Origin of the sequence: Herbaspirillum sp., assembly GCF_017744395.1 — a bacterium.
Lineage (GTDB): Bacteria > Pseudomonadota > Gammaproteobacteria > Burkholderiales > Burkholderiaceae_D > Herbaspirillum.
The window spans coordinates 468,610-489,591 of record NZ_JAGIBI010000003.1; the positions used below are offsets into that span (position 1 = coordinate 468,610).

General features: G+C 61.6%; 26 protein-coding genes. 8 read left to right on the forward strand and 18 right to left on the reverse strand.

Features of this window, described 5'->3' with window-relative positions; translation table 11 throughout:
- Window positions 1-2: 2 nt before the first annotated feature.
- The gene (locus tag J7548_RS10950) at window positions 3-1,052 is read left to right on the forward strand and encodes an L-threonylcarbamoyladenylate synthase (protein ID WP_290974481.1); all 1,050 of its coding nucleotides are present in this window, start codon (window positions 3-5) and stop codon (window positions 1,050-1,052) included.
- A gap of 311 nt (window positions 1,053-1,363) precedes the next feature.
- Window positions 1,364-2,095 carry an OmpW family outer membrane protein gene (locus J7548_RS10955; RefSeq protein ID WP_290974486.1) on the forward strand — a complete coding sequence of 244 codons (732 nt, stop codon included), beginning with the start codon at window positions 1,364-1,366 and terminating at the stop codon, window positions 2,093-2,095.
- An 88-nt stretch (window positions 2,096-2,183) separates the two neighbouring features.
- Here J7548_RS10955 and J7548_RS10960 read toward each other — a convergent pair whose 3' ends face one another.
- Window positions 2,184-2,693: a flavin reductase family protein gene (locus J7548_RS10960; protein WP_290974489.1), complete on the reverse strand. Its 510-nt coding sequence runs from the start codon at window positions 2,691-2,693 to the stop codon at window positions 2,184-2,186.
- A 178-nt stretch (window positions 2,694-2,871) separates the two neighbouring features.
- Here J7548_RS10960 and msrA point away from each other — a divergent pair, with 178 nt between their 5' ends.
- Window positions 2,872-3,405, forward strand: coding sequence for a peptide-methionine (S)-S-oxide reductase MsrA (msrA, locus tag J7548_RS10965; RefSeq protein WP_290974492.1), 534 nt, complete (start codon window positions 2,872-2,874; stop codon window positions 3,403-3,405).
- 69 nt (window positions 3,406-3,474) lie between these two features.
- Here msrA and J7548_RS10970 read toward each other — a convergent pair whose 3' ends face one another.
- The 6 genes from J7548_RS10970 to purB all read right to left on the reverse strand — a co-directional run bounded on the left by J7548_RS10970 (window position 3,475) and on the right by purB (window position 9,170).
- Window positions 3,475-4,686 (reverse strand): cyclopropane-fatty-acyl-phospholipid synthase family protein, encoded by a 1,212-nt coding sequence (locus J7548_RS10970; RefSeq protein ID WP_290974495.1) that lies wholly within the window; start codon window positions 4,684-4,686, stop codon window positions 3,475-3,477.
- Window positions 4,687-4,742: 56 nt separating this feature from the next.
- Entirely contained in the window at window positions 4,743-5,378 is a 636-nt protein-coding gene (gene pdxH, locus J7548_RS10975; RefSeq protein ID WP_290974498.1) for a pyridoxamine 5'-phosphate oxidase, read from the reverse strand.
- A 195-nt stretch (window positions 5,379-5,573) separates the two neighbouring features.
- The gene (locus J7548_RS10980) at window positions 5,574-6,149 is read right to left on the reverse strand and encodes a YceI family protein (protein WP_290974501.1); all 576 of its coding nucleotides are present in this window, start codon (window positions 6,147-6,149) and stop codon (window positions 5,574-5,576) included.
- Window positions 6,150-6,278: 129 nt separating this feature from the next.
- Window positions 6,279-6,857: a YceI family protein gene (locus J7548_RS10985; protein WP_290974504.1), complete on the reverse strand. Its 579-nt coding sequence runs from the start codon at window positions 6,855-6,857 to the stop codon at window positions 6,279-6,281.
- A 78-nt stretch (window positions 6,858-6,935) separates the two neighbouring features.
- Window positions 6,936-7,460, reverse strand: coding sequence for a cytochrome b (locus J7548_RS10990; RefSeq protein WP_290974507.1), 525 nt, complete (start codon window positions 7,458-7,460; stop codon window positions 6,936-6,938).
- A 342-nt stretch (window positions 7,461-7,802) separates the two neighbouring features.
- Window positions 7,803-9,170 (reverse strand): adenylosuccinate lyase, encoded by a 1,368-nt coding sequence (purB, locus tag J7548_RS10995; protein WP_290974510.1) that lies wholly within the window; start codon window positions 9,168-9,170, stop codon window positions 7,803-7,805.
- Window positions 9,171-9,386: 216 nt separating this feature from the next.
- On the opposite strand from purB, the gene J7548_RS11000 reads away from it, so the two are divergent.
- The gene (locus tag J7548_RS11000; RefSeq protein WP_290974513.1) at window positions 9,387-10,001 is read left to right on the forward strand and encodes a glutathione S-transferase N-terminal domain-containing protein; all 615 of its coding nucleotides are present in this window, start codon (window positions 9,387-9,389) and stop codon (window positions 9,999-10,001) included.
- Between the two features lie 88 nt (window positions 10,002-10,089).
- On the opposite strand, the gene bfr is transcribed toward J7548_RS11000, so the two are convergent.
- The 9 genes from bfr to J7548_RS11045 all read right to left on the reverse strand — a co-directional run bounded on the left by bfr (window position 10,090) and on the right by J7548_RS11045 (window position 15,454).
- Window positions 10,090-10,569 carry a bacterioferritin gene (bfr, locus tag J7548_RS11005; protein WP_290974516.1) on the reverse strand — a complete coding sequence of 160 codons (480 nt, stop codon included), beginning with the start codon at window positions 10,567-10,569 and terminating at the stop codon, window positions 10,090-10,092.
- 283 nt (window positions 10,570-10,852) lie between these two features.
- Complete coding sequence (locus tag J7548_RS11010) at window positions 10,853-11,269, reverse strand: biopolymer transporter ExbD (RefSeq protein ID WP_290974518.1); 417 nt, start codon at window positions 11,267-11,269, stop codon at window positions 10,853-10,855.
- On the reverse strand, window positions 11,269-12,000 hold the full coding sequence (locus tag J7548_RS11015; protein WP_290974520.1) for a MotA/TolQ/ExbB proton channel family protein: 732 nt from the start codon (window positions 11,998-12,000) through the stop codon (window positions 11,269-11,271). The genes J7548_RS11010 and J7548_RS11015 overlap by 1 nt, the downstream gene beginning before the upstream one ends.
- Window positions 12,001-12,037: 37 nt before the next feature.
- Window positions 12,038-12,739, reverse strand: coding sequence for an energy transducer TonB (locus J7548_RS11020; RefSeq protein ID WP_290974522.1), 702 nt, complete (start codon window positions 12,737-12,739; stop codon window positions 12,038-12,040).
- Between the two features lie 7 nt (window positions 12,740-12,746).
- On the reverse strand, window positions 12,747-12,974 hold the full coding sequence (locus J7548_RS11025) for a (2Fe-2S)-binding protein (protein ID WP_290974524.1): 228 nt from the start codon (window positions 12,972-12,974) through the stop codon (window positions 12,747-12,749).
- 30 nt (window positions 12,975-13,004) lie between these two features.
- Window positions 13,005-13,328, reverse strand: a complete 324-nt coding sequence (locus J7548_RS11030; protein ID WP_290974526.1) for a hypothetical protein — start codon at window positions 13,326-13,328, stop codon at window positions 13,005-13,007.
- A 99-nt stretch (window positions 13,329-13,427) separates the two neighbouring features.
- On the reverse strand, window positions 13,428-13,616 hold the full coding sequence (locus tag J7548_RS11035; protein ID WP_290974528.1) for a hemin uptake protein HemP: 189 nt from the start codon (window positions 13,614-13,616) through the stop codon (window positions 13,428-13,430).
- Window positions 13,617-13,819: 203 nt separating this feature from the next.
- Window positions 13,820-14,929 (reverse strand): tRNA 2-thiouridine(34) synthase MnmA, encoded by a 1,110-nt coding sequence (gene mnmA, locus J7548_RS11040; RefSeq protein WP_290974530.1) that lies wholly within the window; start codon window positions 14,927-14,929, stop codon window positions 13,820-13,822.
- 33 nt (window positions 14,930-14,962) lie between these two features.
- Window positions 14,963-15,454 carry an NUDIX hydrolase gene (locus J7548_RS11045; RefSeq protein WP_290974532.1) on the reverse strand — a complete coding sequence of 164 codons (492 nt, stop codon included), beginning with the start codon at window positions 15,452-15,454 and terminating at the stop codon, window positions 14,963-14,965.
- A gap of 187 nt (window positions 15,455-15,641) precedes the next feature.
- On the opposite strand from J7548_RS11045, the gene J7548_RS11050 reads away from it, so the two are divergent.
- The 4 genes from J7548_RS11050 to J7548_RS11065 all read left to right on the forward strand — a co-directional run bounded on the left by J7548_RS11050 (window position 15,642) and on the right by J7548_RS11065 (window position 19,024).
- Window positions 15,642-16,757 carry a Re/Si-specific NAD(P)(+) transhydrogenase subunit alpha gene (locus J7548_RS11050; RefSeq protein ID WP_290974534.1) on the forward strand — a complete coding sequence of 372 codons (1,116 nt, stop codon included), beginning with the start codon at window positions 15,642-15,644 and terminating at the stop codon, window positions 16,755-16,757.
- An 89-nt stretch (window positions 16,758-16,846) separates the two neighbouring features.
- Window positions 16,847-17,209, forward strand: coding sequence for an aspartate 1-decarboxylase (gene panD / locus J7548_RS11055; RefSeq protein ID WP_290974535.1), 363 nt, complete (start codon window positions 16,847-16,849; stop codon window positions 17,207-17,209).
- Window positions 17,210-17,264: 55 nt separating this feature from the next.
- Window positions 17,265-17,582 carry an NAD(P) transhydrogenase subunit alpha gene (locus J7548_RS11060; protein ID WP_290974537.1) on the forward strand — a complete coding sequence of 106 codons (318 nt, stop codon included), beginning with the start codon at window positions 17,265-17,267 and terminating at the stop codon, window positions 17,580-17,582.
- A gap of 2 nt (window positions 17,583-17,584) precedes the next feature.
- Window positions 17,585-19,024 carry an NAD(P)(+) transhydrogenase (Re/Si-specific) subunit beta gene (locus tag J7548_RS11065; RefSeq protein ID WP_290974539.1) on the forward strand — a complete coding sequence of 480 codons (1,440 nt, stop codon included), beginning with the start codon at window positions 17,585-17,587 and terminating at the stop codon, window positions 19,022-19,024.
- 81 nt (window positions 19,025-19,105) lie between these two features.
- Here the strand turns inward: J7548_RS11065 and upp are convergent, their stop codons facing one another.
- Window positions 19,106-19,753 carry a uracil phosphoribosyltransferase gene (gene upp, locus J7548_RS11070; RefSeq protein ID WP_290974541.1) on the reverse strand — a complete coding sequence of 216 codons (648 nt, stop codon included), beginning with the start codon at window positions 19,751-19,753 and terminating at the stop codon, window positions 19,106-19,108.
- A 61-nt stretch (window positions 19,754-19,814) separates the two neighbouring features.
- Window positions 19,815-20,963, reverse strand: coding sequence for an FAD-dependent monooxygenase (locus J7548_RS11075; protein ID WP_290974543.1), 1,149 nt, complete (start codon window positions 20,961-20,963; stop codon window positions 19,815-19,817).
- Window positions 20,964-20,982 lie beyond the last annotated feature (19 nt).

Sequence of the window (20,982 nt, forward strand, 5' to 3'; positions counted from 1 at the left end):
CCATGAGCGACGACAAGCGTATTCCCCACGAACAAGCGATCGATGCGGCCGCCGTGATGCTGGCCGCGCGCAAGCTGGAGCAGGGCAAGCTGGTGGCGTTCCCGACCGAGACGGTCTACGGCCTTGGCGGCGATGCCGAAAACCCCGCGGCAATTGCGGCGATCTATGCCGCCAAGGGGCGTCCGGCCAACCATCCGGTGATCGTGCATATTGCGCCCGAGGCCGACATCGGCTACTGGGCGGCATCGGTGCCGGTGGAGGCGCGCCGCCTGATCGCTTCATTCTGGCCGGGGCCGCTGACGCTGATCTTGAAACGCGCGCCGCACATTCCCGACGCCGTCGCCGGCGGCCAGGATACGGTGGGCGTGCGTTGCCCGTCGCATCCGGTGGCGCAGGCGCTGCTGCGCGAATTCCGCGGCGGCAAGGGCGGCATCGCCGGCCCCTCCGCCAACAAATTCGGACACGTCAGCCCCACCACCGCCGCGCATGTGCGCGAAGAATTCGGCGACGATGAAAGCAGCCTGGTCGATTACGTGCTCGATGGCGGCCAGAGCGAGGTCGGGATCGAGTCGACCATCGTCGACCTCAGCCGCATCGATACCCATGGTCCGGTGCTGCTGCGTCCGGGCCAGATCAGTTCCGAACAGATCGCCGCGGTGCTGGGCGCCGCGCCTGCCGCGCCGGATGCCGCCGCGCCGCGCGCTTCGGGGACGCTGGATGCGCACTACGCGCCGCATACGCCGGTGGTGCAGGTGAGCCCGGAAGAAGTACCGCAGGTGCTCGCCAGGCTGCACGCGCAGAACAAGACAGCGGCGCTGATCCACCGCGCGCCGCAACCGCCCCAGGTATTCGCCGCCCGGCGCATGCCGCAAGAGGCGGATGCCTATGCGCACGACATCTATGCCGCCTTGCGCGACATGGATCACGCCGGCGCCGACATCATCGTCGTCGAGGCGCTTCCTGTGACTGGACAATGGCAAGGAGTGAACGACCGTTTGCGCCGCGCCGCCTTCGATTCCATTGGCATCCTGTCACGCCTGACCGGCGCCTGAGCGCGCCGTCTTCCCCTTCCTCATAGCTCTGCCATTCGCGCCAGTACTGACCTTTTGGTCAGTTGCTGGTTGTCAAAACAAGACAGCGGGTAACATCGTCTATACAAATTGTCACAAAGCTGGCATAGTATCTTCAAAGAATAGCACGCGCGTTCTTTTTGCTTGATGTAAGTAAGCACCGAGGGGCGGTAACCCTGAATTAGGTAGAAAAATCAAAAAACGGTAAACCAGCCGTTGGAAAACAAGCCTGCCGGTATTAACCGGGGGAATAAAAATCGGGGCGCAGCCCCCAATTACTTGGAGACGTATAAATGAAGAAACAATTTTCCCTTTTGCCCAAGATCGCAGCGCTGTCCGTGATGGCTGCATTCGCCGCTCCGGCGATGGCGCAAAGCGCTGGCAGCAATATCGTCAACCTAGGTTGGTTTCATTTTACGCCACGTGATTCCAGCGATCCGATTCGCGTCACCAGCCCGCTCCAAACGACATTGGCAGGTTCGGGATCCTCGGTCTCCAACGCAGATACCGTGGGTTTTGCTTTCACGCACTTCTTCACTGACAACGTTGCACTGACTGCTGACCTGGGCATCCCGCCGACATTCAAACTCAATGGCAGCGGCACCCTGGCAGGCGTCGGTGAACTGGGTAGCGCGAAGCAGTGGAGCCCGGCACTGGTCGCAAAATATTATTTCGGCGAGGCGAAGTCGGCATTCCGTCCTTTTGTCGGTTTGGGTATTACCTACGTGTGGTATGACGATGTCAACCTGACCTCCAACTTCCAGCGCACCATCGGCACTCGCTTCGGCAATCCCAACTCCCCGACCAGTGCAAATCTGAGCAGCTCGTGGGCGCCGGTGTTCAATTTGGGTGGTGTCTATAACATCGACGACAAATGGTCGGTTGGCTTGTCGGTTTCCTACATTCCGTTGAAAACCAAGGCTGAGCTGACGACGACCAATACCGCCCTGGGTACGGTTCGTTCGGAAACTGAAGTTAAGATCAATCCGGTGGTGACATTCCTGTCCGTCGGCTACAAGTTCTGATTTGAATCAGTACCAAATAAAAAAGCGCCTTCGGGCGCTTTTTTATTGCTTGCATCAAAGTTAGGGCAAGCCTTTGCAGGATCGCGGATCACACATCATCCGTCTTGATGAAGCGGCCGTTATGAAATACCAGCGCCGCCTGCGGCTGTACTTCGCAATGCTCCACCTCACCGACGAAAATCACATGATCGCCTTCAGGATACTGGCTGCGATTGTGGCATTCGAACCAGGCCGAGGCGCCATCCAGCACCGGTTGCCCGGTACGCGAGAGCGAGTAGGCAATACCTTCGAATCGGTTCTCTTTTTTGCTGGCGAACTGCTGGGCGATGTGCGCTTGATCGGCACTTAGGATGTTGATGACATAGTGCGAATTGCCCGAGAAAACCGGCAGGCTGTTGGCCTTCGTGCCCAGACTCCACAGCACCAGCGGCGGGTCCAGCGAAACCGAATTGAAGGAGCTGGCGGTCAGGCCGAGCAAGGTGCCGTCGGCCAGGCGCGTGGTGATGACCGTCACGCCGGTGGCGAACTGGGACAGGGCCTGGCGGAAATGGGCGGCGTCGAATTCGCGCGACTCGGCGCGCGGAAAGCGTGTGTGCATCGAAGATATGGGGGTTGTTTCGAAATGGCGGCGCCCGCAAGCGCAATGGCCGGATATACGAATGATAACGGATCGCGGCATGTCCTGCCGCCCTATTGGTGCGTGTCAACAAAGCCGTACGGCAGCCGCCGTTTTGCGTTAGAGTTTTACTAATGCAATTGAGAACGGGGAGGTCATTATGGCTGGCGAAATCGCAGTGCTGGGCGGCGGTTGCTTCTGGTGCCTGGAGGCGGTCTATCAGCAGGTCAAGGGCGTTGAGTCGGTGGAGTCGGGCTATACCGGCGGCGCGCTCGCCAATCCCAGCTACGAGCAGGTTTGCGGCGGCCAGACCGGCCACGCGGAAGTGGTGAAACTGGCTTTCGATCCGCAAACCATCAGTTATCGGGAAATCCTGGAGATATTCTTCACCATCCATGACCCGACCACACTGAACCGGCAAGGCAACGATGTCGGCACCCAATACCGTTCCGTCATCTATTACCAGGACGAGCGGCAGCACGAGACCGCCAGGCATGTCATCGCCGAAATGGCGTTGGTGTGGGATGCGCCGATCGTCACTGAACTCAGTCCGCCTCAGCCTTATTACAAGGCCGAGGATTACCACCAGAATTATTTCCAGCAGCATCCTTTCCAGGGATATTGCGCGTTCGTGGTGGCGCCCAAGGTGGCGAAATTGCGCGAGGTCTTCGCCGAGAAGAGCAAGCCGGAATAAGCGCGGCCCTGTATGGGGCAAGAAAGAAACGGGCAGCGGATCATCCGCATGCCCGTTTTCTTTTGGACTTTACTTGCCGTAGATGTAGTTGCGCGACCACGGCAAGCCTTGCGCGCTGGTGTTGGCCTTGGTGCAAACCACTTGATACAGCGAAATCCAGTCGCGCTCGAAGCCATAGGCGCTGCCCGCCAGGTAGACGCGCCAGATGCGGTAGCGCTTCTCGTCGGTGGCCTGGCGGATGGCATCGGCGTTGGCCTCGAAGTTGTCGGCCCAGATGCCGCAGGTCCTGGCATAGTGGCGGCGCAGGTTTTCCACGTCGAAAGCCTCCAGCCCGCCTTCCTGCATGGTCTTCAGGACCACGCTGATATGCGGCAGCTCACCGGCCGGGAACACGTACTTGTCGATGAATTCGCCGGCGCCGTAAGGCGATTCGCCGTTGTCGATGTCGGTGGTGGTGATGCCGTGGTTCATCGCCATGCCGCCGTCGGCCAGCAGGTTGTGGATCTGCCTGAAATACAGCGGCAGATTCTTGATGCCGACGTGTTCGAACATGCCCACGCTGGTAATGCGGTCGAAGGTGCCGGTGACGTCGCGGTAGTCCTGCAGGCGGATCTCGATCCGGTCGGCGAGGCCGGCGCGCTCCACGCGTTCCCTGGCCAGCGCGTACTGGTTCTGCGACAGGGTGATGCCCACGCACCTGGCGCCGAACTTTTGCGCCGCGCGCAGCACCAGCGCGCCCCAGCCGCAGCCGATGTCAAGCAGGGTCTGGCCGGGTTTGAGCTGGATCTTATTGAGGATGTGGTCGATCTTCTTGATCTGTGCCGCGCCCAGGTCCTCGTCGCCGTTTTCGAAGTAGGCGCAGGAATACACCATGTTCTCGTCGAGGAACAGCTTGTAGAAGTCGTTGGAGACGTCGTAGTGGTACTGGATCGCCTCCGCATCCTTCTTCCTGGTGTGGGTCACGCTGCGCACCATGCGTCCCAGCTTGCCTTCGGCCTTGAGCGTGTTGGAGGCCAGCGCGTTGGCTACGCTGATGATGTTCTTGACCGCGCCGTCGACCTCGATCCTGCCCTCGACGTAGGCCTCGCCGAGGTTGGCGAGAGAGGGGTTTAGCAGGGAGGTGATGGCCGATGCCTGCGGCACTTTCAGCGTGACTTCCGGGGCTCCCTGGCTGAAGTCGTATTGCTGGCCGTTCCACAGCACCAGCCGCAGCGGCAGCGGCAGCGCCGACACGTTGCGTACATTCTCTACCCAGGCGTTAAGCTTCTTTTCCCAAAACACGATATTCCTCCGCGTAGTGACGTGAATGCTTAACAGCCCCGTTCACGCTCGCGGGATCAGGGCTGTAGGCGTTGCCGTTGCCATTCCCCGCCGCTGGTGCGGGTATAGAGCACGCGATCGTGCATGCGCGATGGCCGGCCTTGCCAGAATTCGATGCGATCAGGGATGACCCGGTAGCCGCCCCAATGGTCAGGGCGGACCGGGTGGTCGCCGTGTTGCCGTTTCGTCGTTTCGTATTGCCGTTCCAGCGTGTCGCGATCCGCAACTACCTGGCTTTGCCGGGAAGCGATCGCTCCCAACTGGCTGGCCAATGGGCGGCTGGCGAAATACGCGTCGCTTTCTTCTTTGCTGACGCGTTCCAGCTTGCCTTCGATGCGAACCTGGCGCTCAAGTTCGACCCAGTGGAACAGCAAGGCGACGTACGGGTTGGCGGCGGCTTCCTTTCCCTTGCGGCTGTCGTAGTTGGTAAACCAGGTAAAGCCATGCTGATCAAATTGCTTGATCAATACGATGCGCGAAGATGGTCTTCCATCAGGTCCGACCGTGGCAACGCTCATCGCGTTGGGTTCGGGGATCTGTGCTTTGGTCGCTTCATCGAACCAGATTGCAAATTGGTCAACCGGATCGGCGGCGACTTCGAGTTCGGACAAACTGGCGCGGCTGTAGTCTTTACGTAGGTCTGCTATCGACATGCTACTTGGTCCTTTTGGAACAGCGCTAGATTAGCGCGTTTTAAAAAGTTCTGCAGAGCAGCAGAACGGCGAATGCGAGCCATTGTGCGGCATCCCGGTGCTTGACTCAATGATCTATTGCAAGAATTCCCTACGAGCAGGCGGCATAAAAAAGCCGATGCGCAGGGCATCGGCTTTCGTTCTTTGCGAAGCTGATCAGTTGGTCTTGATCGCTTCGACCTGGATAGCCAGCTTGGTTTCCATCGAGAAGCCATATTTTGCACCGTAGTCGACGCCGAAGTCGGCGCGGTTGAAGCTGGCCGAGGCATCGGCGCCGCAGACTTCGCGCTTGAGCATCGGATGCTGGATGCAGTTGAACTTGTTGATGGTCAGGGCCACCGGCTTGGTCACGCCGTGCAGGGTCAGCGTGCCTTCGACGGAAACCGGCTTGTCGCCTTCGAACTTGATGGCGGTGCCCTTGTAGACGGCGGTCGGGTACTTGGCCACATCGAACATCTCGGCGCTCTTGGCGTGGTCGCTCATCTTGGCGTGGCCGAAGTCGATCGACGAGGTATCGATGGTGATTTCCATGGTGCCGGTCTTGGCGGCGCGATCCAGGGTGACGGTGCCGCTGGTCTTGGTGAATTTGCCGCGCCAGACCGAGATGCCCATGTGGTCGGCTTCGAAGCTCGGATAGGTGTGGTTCGGGTCGATGGTGTAGCTGTCGGCGGCAAAGGCGGAGCCGACGGTGCCGGCGGCGATCAGGGCGAGGAGGGCGTGGTTCAGTTTCATGCGTACTTCCTTAACAGGGTTGGCGCTTGCGCGCGGTGTGAGGTGGGTTGATGCGTGGATGGCGATGTTTTGTTATGCGTCCTCGCCTGCGGCATACGGTATATGGCAATGCGCCGCAGGCAAGCCGGATTACTGCGTGGCAACGATATGGAACTTGATGTTCACTTCATCGGCCACCATGCCGGTGTCTTTCCATTCGCCTTCGCCGATGTTGTAGGTCAGGCGCTTGATCGGCAGCGTGCCGTCGAAGACCTGGGCGTTGCCTTCCTTCTTCACCGCCAGCGGGAAGCTGACATCGGTGCTCTTGCCCTTGATGGTCAGCTTGCCGGCGACATCGAACTTGGTGCCGGCAGGGGCGCCGGCGCTGGGCTTGATCGAGCTGGCGACGAAGGTGGCCTTGGGGAATTGGGCCGCGTTGAACCATTCCTTCTTCTGCACTTCCTTGTTGTATTCGGCCTCGCCCAGGTCGAAGCTGGCGATGTCGATGTCGATGCTGGCTTTGCCGGCGGCGGGTTTGGCCGGATCGAAATCGATGGCGGCGGTGAATTTCTTGAACTTGGCGTCGACCGGCACATTCAGTTGCTTGAAGGTGGCGCCGACCGTGCTTTTTGCCGCATCGATCTTGAGCGGCGCAGCCTGGGCGGCAGTAGCCAGGGCGATCGCGCCGATGGCGGCCAGGGACGGGGAGAGGAAGCTTCGCAGTGTCATGGGTGGTTCCGATAAAAACAAGCTAAACGAATAGCGGGCCGATGGGATTCCGGTGCGGTAATGGCTGAGGCCGGCTGCTTACGGCAGCATGCGCCGGAACAGATTGTCGCGGTCGATGAACTGGTGCTTCAGCGCCGCCAGCACATGCAGGCAGAAAGCGGCCAGCATGGCCATGTTCAGCACATAGTGGACTTCCTTGAGCAAAGGCTTGAGCTCAGGATTGGGCGCCATCAGCACCGGCAGCGGCACGATGCCCAGGTAGACCACCGGCACGCCGGCCGCCAGGCTGTAGAAATAGCCGGAAACCGGGACTGCGAACATCAGTACATACAGGCCCGCATGCATCCAGTGCGCCATGGTCTGCTGCCATTGCGGCATGTGCGCCGGGTAGGCGGGGGGCTTGCTGGCCAGGCGCCACAGCAGCCGCAGGCAGGCCAGCGCCAGTACCGTGACGCCGAGCCATTTGTGCCAGGAAAAATACTTGAGCTTGGTCGGGGTCAGGCCGGGAATGTCGACCATTGTCAGCCCCAGGCCGAAGGTGGAGATGATCAGCAGGGCGATCAGCCAGTGCAGCAGCACGGCGGGTTTGGTGTAACGGTCCATGGCGTGTGAATTTTGTTGTTGCGATTGGAGCAATGTGGCTGGAAATGGTTTCGTCGCGGGAAATATCCCGGATATCCAGGCAAGGATCGCACGATGGCGGCTTGCAGGGCGGGATGCGCCAAGCGCGTTGCATCATGCCACTATTTGGGCCGATTGTGAGTATAAAGAGGTTCGCAGCCGTCTGCTACTGGACTAAACCGAATTTCACTCGTCCAGTTTTGCGAGTAATTGAGCGGGGAGAGCAGGCCGTGGCGGCATGGGGGAAACAAAAATGGCGTGCGGGACGCACGCCATGAAGGGAGCTGGATTGCCCGTCCGATGACGGGCAATCCGGAAGTAGGCTCAGATCTGCTTGGCCAATGCCACCGCGTTGCCGATGTAATTGGCCGGCGTCATGGCCAGCAGGTGGTCGCGGGCTTCCTGCGGGATCGCCAGGCCATTGATGAAGTCGCGCAGCGCTTCCTTGGAAATGCCCTTGCCGCGGGTCAGTTCCTTCAGTTGCTCGTACGGGTTTTCGATGCCGTAGCGGCGCATCACGGTCTGCACCGGTTCGGCCAGCACTTCCCAGGTGGCATCCAAGTCTTCGGCCAGGCGCGCCGGGTTGACTTCCAGCTTGTTCAGGCCGCGCAGGCAGCTGTCGTAGGCCAGCAGCGCATAGCCGAATCCCACGCCGATATTGCGCAGCACGGTGGAGTCGGTCAGATCGCGCTGCCAGCGCGAGACCGGCAGCTTCTCGGAGAGGTGCTTGAGCACGGCGTTGGCCATGCCGAGGTTGCCTTCCGAGTTTTCGAAGTCGATCGGGTTGACCTTGTGCGGCATGGTCGAGGAACCGATTTCGCCGGCCTTGGTGCGTTGCTTGAAGTAGCCCAGCGAGATATAGCCCCAGATGTCGCGGTTCAGGTCCAGCAGGATGGTGTTGGCGCGGGCGAAGGCGTCGAACAGTTCGGCCATGTAGTCGTGTGGCTCGATCTGGATGGTGTAGGGATTGAAGACCAGGCCCAGGCGCTGCTCGATCACGTTCTTCGAGAAGGCGGCCCAGTCGGTATTCGGGTAGGCGGACAGGTGGGCGTTGTAGTTGCCTACGGCGCCGTTCATCTTGCCCAGGATCTCGACCGCGGCGATGCGCTTGGCGGCGCGCTGCAGGCGCGCCACCACGTTGGCGATTTCCTTGCCCAGCGTGGTCGGGCTGGCCGGCTGGCCGTGGGTGCGCGAGAGCATCGGCACGGCGGCATGCTCATGCGCCAGTTCGGTCAGCTTGGCGATCACGTTCTGCAGCGCCGGCAGCATCACGCCGTCGCGCGCGGCCTTGAGCATCATGCCGTGCGAGGTGTTGTTGATGTCTTCCGAGGTGCAGGCGAAATGGATGAATTCCGACGCGGCCACCAGTTCCGGCACATCCTTCACTTTTTCCTTGAGCCAATATTCCACGGCCTTGACGTCGTGGTTGGTGACGGCTTCGATTTCCTTGATGCGGGCCGCATCGGCTTCGGTGAAGTCGGCGGCCAGCTTGTTGAGCAGGTTGTTGGCGGCGGCCGGGAACGGTTTGATTTCGGCAAAGCCGGCTTCCGACAAAGCTTGCAGCCAGGCAATCTCGACCTTCACGCGATGGTGCATGAAGCCGGCCTCGGACAGGATGGGGCGCAGTTTGTCGGTTTTGGAAGCATAGCGGCCGTCCAGCGGGGACAGGGCCGAGAGAGCGGAGAGAGACATGATGGAAAACGGATGAGGTGCGTTGACTGAAGATTGGCGGAAATTTGACGTTAAGTGACATCAACCCCGGAATCGCCCGAAGGCGGGATTTTACCATCCGCCGGCCATCCGGCCCCAGTTTTGCCGCGCTGTTGCTTTCCGGCAGGCGAGCCTTGCGCCTGAATTTACGCCGGGGGCCGGATGCTATAATCGCTGCGGATAATTACGCTAAAAACTATGCTGAAACTCATTGGTTCTTACGGCAGTCCATTCGTGCGCAAGGTGCGCGTTGTGATGGCCGAGAAAAAAATCGATTACGAATTCATCCTCGAAGACGTCTGGAGCGCATCGACCACCATTCAGCAAAGCAATCCGCTGGGCAAGGTACCTTGCCTGTTGATGGATGACGGCGGCGCCATGTTCGATTCGCGCGTGATCGTCGAATACCTCGATACCTTGACTCCGGTCGGCAAGCTGTTGCCGCCCAATGGCCGCGAGCGCGCCGAGATCAAGTGCTGGGAAGCGCTGGCCGACGGCATGCTGGACGCCGCGGTGCTGGTGCGCCTGGAGAAGACCCAGCGCCCCGCCAAGCAGCAGAGCCCGGAATGGATCAAACGCCAGTGGGGCAAGGTGGAGGCATCCCTGAAAGCGATGGCCGAAGGCCTCGGCGAAAAGCCGTTTTGCGTCGGCAACCACTACAGCCTGGCGGATGTCGCCGTCGGCTGTGCCCTGGGTTGGCTGACTTTCCGTTTTCCCGAACTGGCGTGGCGCGAGGATTATCCGGAACTGGTTCGCCTGTTCGACAAGCTGTCCGAACGGCAATCGTTCAAGGAAACGGTGCCGCACGTTTGATGCGGTCAGTGCCTGCCGTAGCCGGCGTACATAAAAAAACGCGCTTCCAGGAAGCGCGTTTTTTTTTCGCCGGGCGTTGCGGCAAGGCTTATTCGCCGGCCGGGGACATCTGGCTTTGCAGGTAATTCTGGATGCCGACCTTCTCGATCAGGTCCAGTTGGGTTTCCAGCCAGTCGATGTGCTCTTCGGTATCGTCCAGGATCATCTGGAACAGTTCGCGCGACACATAGTCGTTATGCTGTTCGCAGGCGGCGATGCCTTCCTTGACGGTCTTCTGCGCGGCCTTCTCCAGCTTCAGGTCGCACTCGATCATTTCCTTGGTGTTTTCACCGATCATCAGCTTGTGCAGCGCCTGCAGGTTGGGCAGGCCGTCCAGCATCAGGATGCGGTCGATCAGCTTGTCGGCGTGCTTCATCTCGCCGATCGATTCGGCGTATTCCTTTGCGCCGATCTTCTCCAGGCCCCAATGCTTGTACATGCGGGCATGCAGGAAATATTGGTTGATTGCGGTGAGCTCGTTCGTCAGTTGCGCGTTGAGCAACTTGATGACTGCGGGATCGCCTTTCATAGAAACCTCTGAATTCGTTGGGGGGGAGGGAGAAACCGCGCACGGAACATTGACAAACGGACAGCAGGCGTGCGGCGGCAAGAACGGACGCATCATATCGCAGGCTTTTTGTTTCTTCACCATTAATTAGCGCGAATCATTCTTGTCATAGTTCCGCGCTGCTTTGCATAGCGAAGCCGGCGACTACCCGGTACGGAAAACAAAGGCCTCCATCGCATGGCGAGGGAGGCCTTCGTCTTCGTTCGCAGCAGGATGGCCGGACCGCGGCCATCGCATGTACAGCTTACTTCTTTACCGGATCCGTCACGAAACCGATCTTGGTCAAGCCGCCGGATTGCGCGGCCGACATGACCTGGGCCACTTTCTCATACTGCGTGGTGCGTTCGGCGCGCAGGTGCAGCTCGGGTTGCGGTTGCTTCTGCGCGGCGGCGGCGATGCGCATGCCGAGCTGGTTGCTGTCGATCTTCTCTTCGTTCCAGAACACCTGGCCGGCGGCATCGATGGAGAGGTTGATGCTTTCCGGCTTGACCTGGTCAGGCTGGCTGCTGGCCTTGGGCAGATCGATCTTGACCGCATGGTTCATCACCGGGATGGTGATGATGAAGATGATCAGCAGCACCAGCATCACGTCGACCAGCGGCGTGGTGTTGATCTCCGGATTGAAATCGTCGTCCGAATCGGACAGGGAGCCCATCGCCATTACGCGCCTCCGACAGCGGACAGCTTGGCCTTGCCGCCGTTCTTTTCAGACTCTTCCGAGGCGGTGCGCGCACCGGTCACGAACAGCGCGTGCAGATCGAAGCCGAACTTGTTGAGTTTGGCGATGATGGTCTTGTTGCCGCGCACCAGGGCGTTGTAGCCGAAGGTGGCGGGAATCGCCACGGCCAGGCCCAGCGCGGTCATGATCAGCGCTTCGCCCACGGGCCCCGCGACCTTGTCGATGCTGGCCTGGCCGGTGGTGCCGATGGACACCAGCGCATGGTAGATGCCCCAGACGGTGCCGAACAGGCCGACGAACGGCGCGGTCGAGCCGACCGAGGCCAGCACGGCCATGCCGGTCTGCAGCTTGCCGGAGGCTTCGTCGATGGCCTGGCGCAGCGACAGGGTGACCCAGTCGCTGACCGACAACTGGTCGTGCAGGTGGCCCTTGTGGGCGGTGTGGTGGCTCATCGCGGTGACGCCGGCTTTGGCGACATCGGCGAACGGGTTGTCGGTGCCCAGCGTGGCCACGCCTTCCGGCAGGCTGGTGGTATCCCAGAACTGGTGGCCGGCGGCATCCGATGCCTTGGACAGGCGCAGCAGTTGGATGGCCTTGGTGACGATCACATACCAGGATGCGACCGACATGGCCAGCAGCAGGACCGCGACGCCCTTGGTGACGAAATCCCCTTGCGCCCAAAGGCTTTCCAATCCGTACGGACTAACTTCCATGATGACTTCCTTTGATACTGTTGATGAGTTTATGGATTTATGAGTTCAGCTTGAAGGCGATGCTGCCGGTGGTGGCGACGACGATGGCGCGGCCATCTTCGATATACGGCTTGTACACGGCGCGCATGACGGCGCGGCGCGCTTCATCGTCCAGGCGCGGATAGCCGGAGGACTTGATGATTTCCACCTTTTCGGCGCGGCCGCTGGTGTTGACTGTCACCTTGAACTGCACCACGCCTTCTTCGCCCATGCGCTTGGAAGTGGCGGGGTAGTTCACGCGCGGCGGCTCGATATATTCGATGCCGGAAGTGATCTGCTTGGGCAGCACCGGGCCGGGAGGCGCGGCCGGCGCCGGCGCGGGCGCGGCGGCGACCGGCGGCGCAGGTTCTGCCGGCTGCGGCGGTTGCGGCGGCGCCGTGATGGCGGTGGGCGCCGGCGCTTGCGTCACCGGGATCGGCGGCGGGGCGATGTTCTTCTTGACGGTCTGGACGACTTTGGGCGGTGCCGGCTCGGCTTTGGGCGGCGCCGGTTCAGGGGCTTTTTGCGGAACGATGAAAGTGGCGATCACTTCTTTCGGGACGGCACTGGTCACTTGGTGCACCAGGCCGCTTTGCAAGGCCCAGAAAAAGGCGATGTGCAGAAGGACGATCAGCCCGAGCGGGCCGATTTTTCTTGCCTGGCGCATCCATGCGCTGGGGGTACTGCTGCTCATAATAACCGGTGGAGAAATTGCATTCATGAGTGACTTACGCGGCAGCCATCGATGCATGGAACATGATGGGGCGCGCTTGTTGGTGCATTTGGGCGGCGTTGCTCAGGCACTCGCGCAGGACGTGCTTGGCGCAGGAATGGCATTTGCCGCAGCAGGTGCCGACGCCGAGCTGCGTGCGCAACTCGGCCATCGACGTCAGTCCTGCATCGACCGCCTGATGAATCTTGCCTTCAGAGACATTATTGCAAACACATACGATCATTTTACGCCTTGCCGCCTGCTTGATCAGGCCTTATGCGGATCGCGCTCCTGCGACGATACGCGTGAAGAAATTGAATTTTTCCGGCTGCGGCATCGTTCGTTCCACTACATTAGCCCATTGTTCCGAGAGCTGCTGGCAAGTCGCGCGCAGCACCGGCGCCAGGTTGGGCAGATCCGCCAGGGCTTTCAGGTGGCGCTCGATGACTGACGCCAGTTTGACGCAGCTTTGAGTTTCCTGATGGTTGTTGGCGGTGTAGTGGGACATCAAATGCAAGACGGCCGAAACCAGAAGTTCAGGCTGGGCCGGCGCGCCGTTGGGTTCCACGAAAGCGGAATTCATTTTGTCGGTAACCATCAAACTCTCCTCGCTAGGCTAGCTTTGCTGGCTGGACGTCAGAATGGCCTCAACGTCGGCTGGCTTGTTTGTCCAACTTGTACTTCGGTTGCGACGGCATTACGCCGTCAGGATCAGTTTGTTCAACTGGGTCAAACGCAATTTATAAATGCGGCCGCCATGGTCGATTTCCAGTTCGCGCATCTGGCGGAACAGGTCCGTGCTCTTGATGCGGGTAATCGGCGTACCGTTGGCAGCCGTACCCGGCTTGTTGCGGCGGTCCGTGCCTTGTTCGTGCAGTTGGCTCATAACACCTCCTATTAAATGCGAACAATTCTTATTTAGATTATTTGTCATTTGCGGCCAGAATGCAAGTCCTTTTATCAATGCGATTGATTATTTTTATCAGTAAAGGATTTCCTCCCGGCATTGTGCGCGGATTGTCTTGCCGAAAAGAAAACGCCCCGCAGCGGAAACGCTTGCGGGGCGTGATTTTATTAATTGATTGGCATTTATCCGGGGCCGGCGCCGCCGCTTTCGATGATGCCGCCGCCCAGGCAGATATCGCCGTCGTACAACACTGCCGACTGGCCCGGGGTGACCGCCCATTGCGGCGTGTCGAAGCTGAGCGCGAATTGCCCGGCGCCGGCGGTAAAGCCGCAGGGCACATCGGCCTGCCGGTAGCGCGTCTTGGCCGACAGCGCCGCCTTGTCGGGGGCGTTGCCCGCCACCCAGCTGACCTGGCCGGCCGACAGGGTGGGCGACAGCAGCCAGGGATGGTCGTGGCCTTGCACGATATACAAGGTGTTGTTTTCCACATCCTTGCGCGCCACGTACCAGGCGTCGCCGTGGCCATCGGCGTTCTGGTGCGCCTTCAGGCCGCCGATGCCGATGCCCTTGCGCTGGCCCAGCGTGTAGAAGGAGAGGCCGACGTGCTCGCCCACGGTCTTGCCGTCCGCGGTCTTGATCGGGCCGGGTTTGTACGACAGGTAGCGGTTCAGGAATTCGCGGAACGGGCGTTCTCCAATGAAGCAGATGCCGGTCGAGTCCTTCTTTTTGGCGTTGGGCAATTGCAACTGTTCGGCGATCCTGCGCACCTCGGTCTTGTGGATTTCGCCCAGCGGGAAGATCGCGCGCGCGAGCTGCTCCTGGTTCAGGCGGTGCAGGAAGTAGCTCTGGTCCTTGCTGGCGTCGACCGCCTTGAGCAGCTCGAACTTGCCGGCCGCATTTTCGCGCACGCGCGCGTAGTGGCCGGTGGCGATGTAGTCGGCGCCCAGCTTCATGGCGTGGTCGAGGAAGGCCTTGAACTTGATCTCGGCGTTGCACAGCACGTCCGGGTTGGGCGTGCGGCCGGCCTGGTATTCGCGCAGGAATTCGGCGAACACGCGGTCCTTGTACTCGGAGGCGAAGTTGACCGCTTCGATGTCCACGCCGACCACGTCGGCCACGCTGACGGCGTCGATCCAGTCTTCGCGCGTCGAGCAGTATTCGGAATCGTCGTCGTCTTCCCAGTTCTTCATGAACAGGCCGATGACTTCATAACCCTGTTCCTTCAGCAGCCACGCCGAGACCGACGAATCCACGCCGCCCGACATGCCGATGACTACTCTTTTCTTACTCATGATGATGTTGCTCGCAAATGGCGGGAATCGATGTCAATAGTCTGCCAGGCTGCCGATCGCGCTTGGATCGGTATGCACCAGTTCCAGCGGCGCCCGCTGGCCGCGCAGATAGTCGTCCACGCAGCGCAGCACCAGCGGGCTGCGGTGGCGATCGGCGCATGCCGCCAGTTCGTCGCGGGTCATCCAGACGGTGCGCAGGATGCCTTCGTCGAGGGCGCGCTCCAATTGTTCGCCAACCGTGCCGGCGAAGGCGAAGCGCAGATAGGTCACGCTCATGCCGCCGCGCGACGACGATACGTTGCGCGACAGGTAGGTGCCTACCAGCGCCGTCGGCGTGAAGGCCCGCGCCGACTCTTCCAGCGCTTCGCGCACCACCGCGTCCAGCAGCGATTCGCCCGGCTCCAGGTGGCCGGCCGGCTGGTTGATGCGAATGGCGCCGCCGCTTTCTTCTTCCACCAGCAGGAAGCGGCCCTGTTGCTCGATGATGGCGGCGACGGTGACCGAAGGTTTCCAGACTTCAGACATTGATTACCTCGTGAATCCGCCATTTTACCGCGTCGCGCCGGACTCTTCAGCGCAAAGCCCCGCCGCAGGCGGATTTCCTGCTTCTGCAGGCGGATTCCTTTCTTATCCCCATGCCCTGGTAAAGTTGTTGGGTTTCAAATTTTGTCGTGTAAGATTGGGGTAAGAATCAACCAAACAGGAGCTTTGAATGAGGATAGGTATTCCCGCCGAAAGTCGGGATGGGGAAACGCGTGTCGCGGCAACTCCGGAAACCGTCAAGAAACTGGTGGCCGCCAAGCACGAAGTCATGGTCGAATCGGGCGCAGGCGTCAAATCCAGCATTCCCGATGAAGCCTATGTCGCCGTCGGCGCCAGTATCGGCAGCGCCGACGCCGTCTATACCGCGGAAGTCATTCTCAAGGTGCGCGCCCCGAGCCAGTCGGAGCGCGCGCAGATCAAAGCTGGAACTGTTGTCGTCGGCATGTTGAATCCCTTCGATGCCGACAACATCGCGGCCATGGCCGGCGCAGGGCTGACCGCCTTCGCGCTGGAAGCCGCACCGCGCACCACCCGTGCGCAATCGATGGACGTCCTGTCCTCGCAAGCCAATATCGCCGGTTACAAAGCGGTGATCATGGCAGCCAACACGTACCAGCGTTTCATGCCCATGCTGATGACGGCCGCAGGCACCGTCAAGGCGGCGCGCATGCTGATCATGGGAGCCGGTGTAGCCGGGCTGCAGGCGATCGCCACCGCCAAGCGGCTGGGCGCGGTGATCGAGGCATCCGATGTGCGTCCGGCGGTCAAGGAACAGATCGAGTCGCTGGGCGCCAAGTTCCTCGACGTGCCGTTCCTGACCGACGAGGAAAGGGAAATCGCCAAGGGCGTGGGCGGCTATGCGCGCCCGATGCCGCCCGACTGGATGAAGCGCCAGGCCGAACTGGTCCACGAGCGCGCCAAGCAGGCCGACATCATCATCACCACCGCGCTGATTCCGGGTCGCAAGGCGCCGGTGCTGATCAGCGAGGAGACGGTGAAGGCGATGAAGCCGGGTTCGGTGATCCTGGACATGGCGGTCGACCAGGGCGGCAACTGCCCGCTGTCGGAACCGGGCAAGACGGTCATCAAACACGGCGTGCACATCATCGGCGAAGGCAACCTGGCGGCCCTGGTGGCGGCCGATGCCTCGGCCCTGTATGCGCGCAACGTGCTGGATTTCCTGAAGCTGATCATCGATGGCGAAGGCAAGCTGGTCATCAACCGCGAAGACGACATCGTCGCCGCCACGCTGCTGTGCAGCGGCGGCGAAGTCCTGCGCAAATAAAAAAGGGCCTGCCGCGCTCGCGCGGCGGCTCCTATCCCTATTACTACGCGCCGGCGCGGCCGGCGCACGCCTTACAAGGAAAGAAGTACATGCAACGCATCATGCTGCGCGCCAAGATCCATCGCGCAACCGTCACCCAATGCGACCTCAACTATGAAGGCTCCTGCGGCATCGACGAAGACCTGCTGGAGGCGGCCGACATCCGCGAGTTCGAAAAAATCGAGCTGTACAACGTCAACAACGGCGAACGCTTCTCCACCTACGCTATCCGCGGCAAGCGTGGCAGCGGCGAGATTTCCCTCAACGGCGCGGCGGCCCGCCTCGCGCACCTGGGCGATCTGCTGATCATCTGCACCTATGCGCCGATGACCGACGAGCAGGTGGCGCAGTACAAGCCCAAGGTCGTCTTCGTCGACGACAAGAACCGCATCACCAGCCTGAAGGCAATCTGACCCCAGCGATCTGACCCGCGATGCCCGCATCGCGCAATAACGAGAGGAACAAGAAATGGAAGTCAGCCATACCATCATCAACCTGATCATCTTCGTGCTGGCGATCTACGTCGGCTACCACGTGGTCTGGACCGTCACCCCGGCGCTGCACACGCCGCTGATGGCGGTCACCAACGCCATCTCGGCGATCATCATCATCGGCGCCATGCTGGCTGCCGGCCTGACCGAAGGCACCGTGGGCCGCATCGCCGGCACGCTGGCCGTGGCGCTGGCGGCGGTCAACGTGTTCGGCGGCTTCATGGTGACCCGGCGCATGCTGGAAATGTTCAAGAAGAAAGAGCCCAAGGCAGCGGCAGACAAGGCGGGAGCATAAGCATGAGCATGAATCTGGTTACCCTGTTGTACCTGATCGCCTCGATCTGCTTCATCCAGGCGTTGAAGGGCTTGTCGCACCCGGCCACCGCGCGCCGCGGCAATACCTTCGGCATGGCCGGCATGGCGATTGCGGTGTTGACCACACTGGCCTTGATCGTCAAGTTGAAGGGCGAAGGCGCGAACGCTTCGGGCGACATCGGCTATCTGCTGGTGGCGGCCGGCGTGATCGTCGGCGGCGGCATCGGCGCCTACCTCGCACGCAGCGTTGAAATGACCAAGATGCCTGAACTGGTCGCGGCAATGCACTCGCTGATTGGTCTGGCGGCGGTGTGTATCGCGGTCGCGGCCGTGGCCGAACCGTGGGCGCTGGGCATCTCGGCGCATGGCGCGCTGATCCCGGTGGGCAACCGCGTCGAACTGTTCATCGGCACCTTCGTCGGCGCCATCACCTTCTCCGGTTCGGTGATCGCCTTCGGCAAGCTCTCGGGCAAGTACAAGTTCCGCCTGTTCCAGGGCGCGCCGGTGAACTTCTCCGGCCAGCACTTCCTGAACCTGCTGCTGGCGATCGCCATGATCGGCTTCGGCATCATCTTCGTGCTGACCCAGAACTGGCTGCCCTTCATCATCATGGCGGCGATCGCCTTCGCGCTGGGCGTGCTGATCATCATCCCCATCGGCGGCGCCGACATGCCGGTGGTGGTGTCGATGTTGAACAGCTACTCGGGCTGGGCCGCGGCCGGCATCGGCTTCTCGCTGAACAACGCGATGCTGATCATCGCCGGTTCGCTGGTGGGATCCTCGGGCGCGATCCTGTCCTACATCATGTGCAAGGCGATGAACCGCTCGTTCTTCAACGTGATCCTGGGCGGCTTTGGCGGCGAAGCGGCGGCCGCCGGCGGCGGCGCGCAGCAGCAGCGTCCGGTCAAGTCCGGTTCGTCCGACGATGCGGCCTTCCTGATGGGCAATGCCGAGACCGTGATCATCGTTCCCGGCTACGGCCTGGCGGTGGCGCGCGCGCAGCATGCGCTGAAGGAGCTGACCGAGAAGCTGACCCACAAGGGCGTGACCGTGAAGTATGCGATCCACCCGGTGGCCGGCCGCATGCCGGGCCACATGAACGTGCTGCTGGCCGAGGCCGAAGTACCTTACGACCAGGTGTTCGAGATGGAAGACATCAACAGCGAGTTCGCGCAGGCCGACGTGGTGCTGGTGCTGGGCGCCAACGACGTGGTCAACCCGGCCGCCAAGGATCCGAAGTCGCCGATCGCCGGCATGCCGATCCTGGAAGCCTACAAGGCCAAGACGGTGATCGTGAACAAGCGCTCGATGGCCGCCGGCTACGCCGGCCTGGACAACGAACTGTTCTACATGGACAAGACCATGATGGTCTTCGGCGACGCCAAGAAGGTCATCGAAGATATGGTTAAGGCAGTGGACTGAGTTTTTCCTTGCCATGAAAAACGCCGCCGCGAATCACTTCGCGGCGGCGTTTTTTATGGCGGCTACTACTAGCCGCTTATTTCATTTTGTACCGAAGATGCGGTCGCCGGCATCGCCCAGTCCTGGCACGATATAGGCGTGGCTATCCAGGTGTGAATCCAGCGACGCGACATACAGCTTGACGTCCGGATGTGCGTCGGTGAATACCTTCACGCCTTCAGGCGCGGCCACCAGTGCCACGAACACGATGTGTTCGCTGGGGACACCGCGCTTTTTCAGCGCGTCGACCGCGTGCACCGCCGAGTTGCCGGTGGCCACCATCGGGTCGCACAAGATCATGGTGCGGTCCTGCAGGTCGGGCAGGCGCACCAGGTATTCCACCGGTTGGTGGTTCTCGTCGCGGTAGACGCCGATGTGGCCCACGCGCGCCGACGGGATCAGTTCCAGCAGGCCGTCGCTCATGCCTACGCCGGCGCGCAGCACCGGCACGATGGCCAGCTTCTTGCCGGCGATCACGGGGGCGTCGTAGGTCACCAGCGGGGTCTCGATGGTTTCGGTGGTCAGCGGCAGGTCGCGCGTGATTTCATAGCCCATCAGCAGCGTGATCTCGCGCAGCAGGTCGCGGAAGGTGCGCGTGGAGGTGCGCTTGTCGCGCATGTGCGTGAGCTTGTGCTGGATCAGCGGGTGATCGAGGATGTAGAGGTTCTTGAAGCGCGGGTCTTGTTTCATGGCGGCAAGCGGTGTTGGCTGTGTTGATGCGGCATTGTCTCATGCCGTCAAGGGCTTGGGGTCAGCGCCGGCCGAACATCATCTGCCCGGCCAGCAGGTCGCGCGCCGGCGGCAGCAGGTCGATCGCGCCCAGCGACAGGCCGAGCAGCGCCTGCGCCGGCGTGCCTTGCGGCGCGCTGGCGAAGATGCGCGCCATGAGGTCGGTCAGACGGATGGTCAGGTCGCGGTCCTGGCCGCGGCGGCGGTGGAATTGCTGCAATGCCTCCGGTGTCCGTTCGCGCGCCAGCACATCGGCCAGCACCCTGGCGTCACGCAGGCCGAGGTTCAGGCCCTGGCCTGCGACCGGATGCAGCGTCTGGGCGGCATTGCCGATGGCGACCACGCGCTGCGTCCGGCCGGGTTTGGCATTCAGGCCCAGCGCATAGGAGTGGCGCGGGCTGGTGCGGGTGAAGCGGCCCACGCGCTGGCCGAAGGCCTGGTTCAATGCGGCCAGGAAGGCAGCGTCATCGAGCGCCAGCAGGCGTTCGCCGGTATCCGGACGCACGCACCAGACCAACGCGTAGCCGTCGTCCTGCGGCAGCAGGGCCAGCGGCCCTTCGTCGGTGAAGCGTTCGAAGGCGCGGTGGGCGACGGCCTGGTCGGCGTGCACATGGGCGATCAGCGCCAGTTGCCGGTAGTCCCGCTGCATGCTTTTCTGCTGCTGCTCACCGAACACGCCGCCCTCGGCCTGGATGGCCAGCGCCGCGCGCAATATCCTGCCATCCTGCAGCGAGACGGCGACGTGGTCGTCTTCCTCGGCCAGCGCCACGACTTCTGCCGGGCGCAACAGGTTCAGGCCCAAATGGTCGGTGGCAGTTGCCAGCGCCTGGTTCACGCTGCCGTAGCGGGCCACATAGCCCAATGCGGGCAAGTCGTAATCCGCGCGGTCGAGCAGGGTGCGGCCGAAATGGCCGCGGCGCGAGACGTGGATCTGTTCGATGGCGGTGGCCGCCTTGCCTACGCCGTCCCAGGCGCCCAGTTCTTCCAGGATCTGGCGGCTGCCGTAGGAGAGGGCGATGGTGCGCGGGTCGGCGGCAGCCTGTTGCGGCGTCTTCAGATCGACCAGCGCGATGCGCGCGGGATCGAGGCCGCGGCGCGCCAGCAGGCCGGCGGCGCACAGGCCGACCGGGCCGCCGCCGCAGATGATCAGGTCGAAGTCGGCGATGTTCATGGTACGGAAACGATGTCGG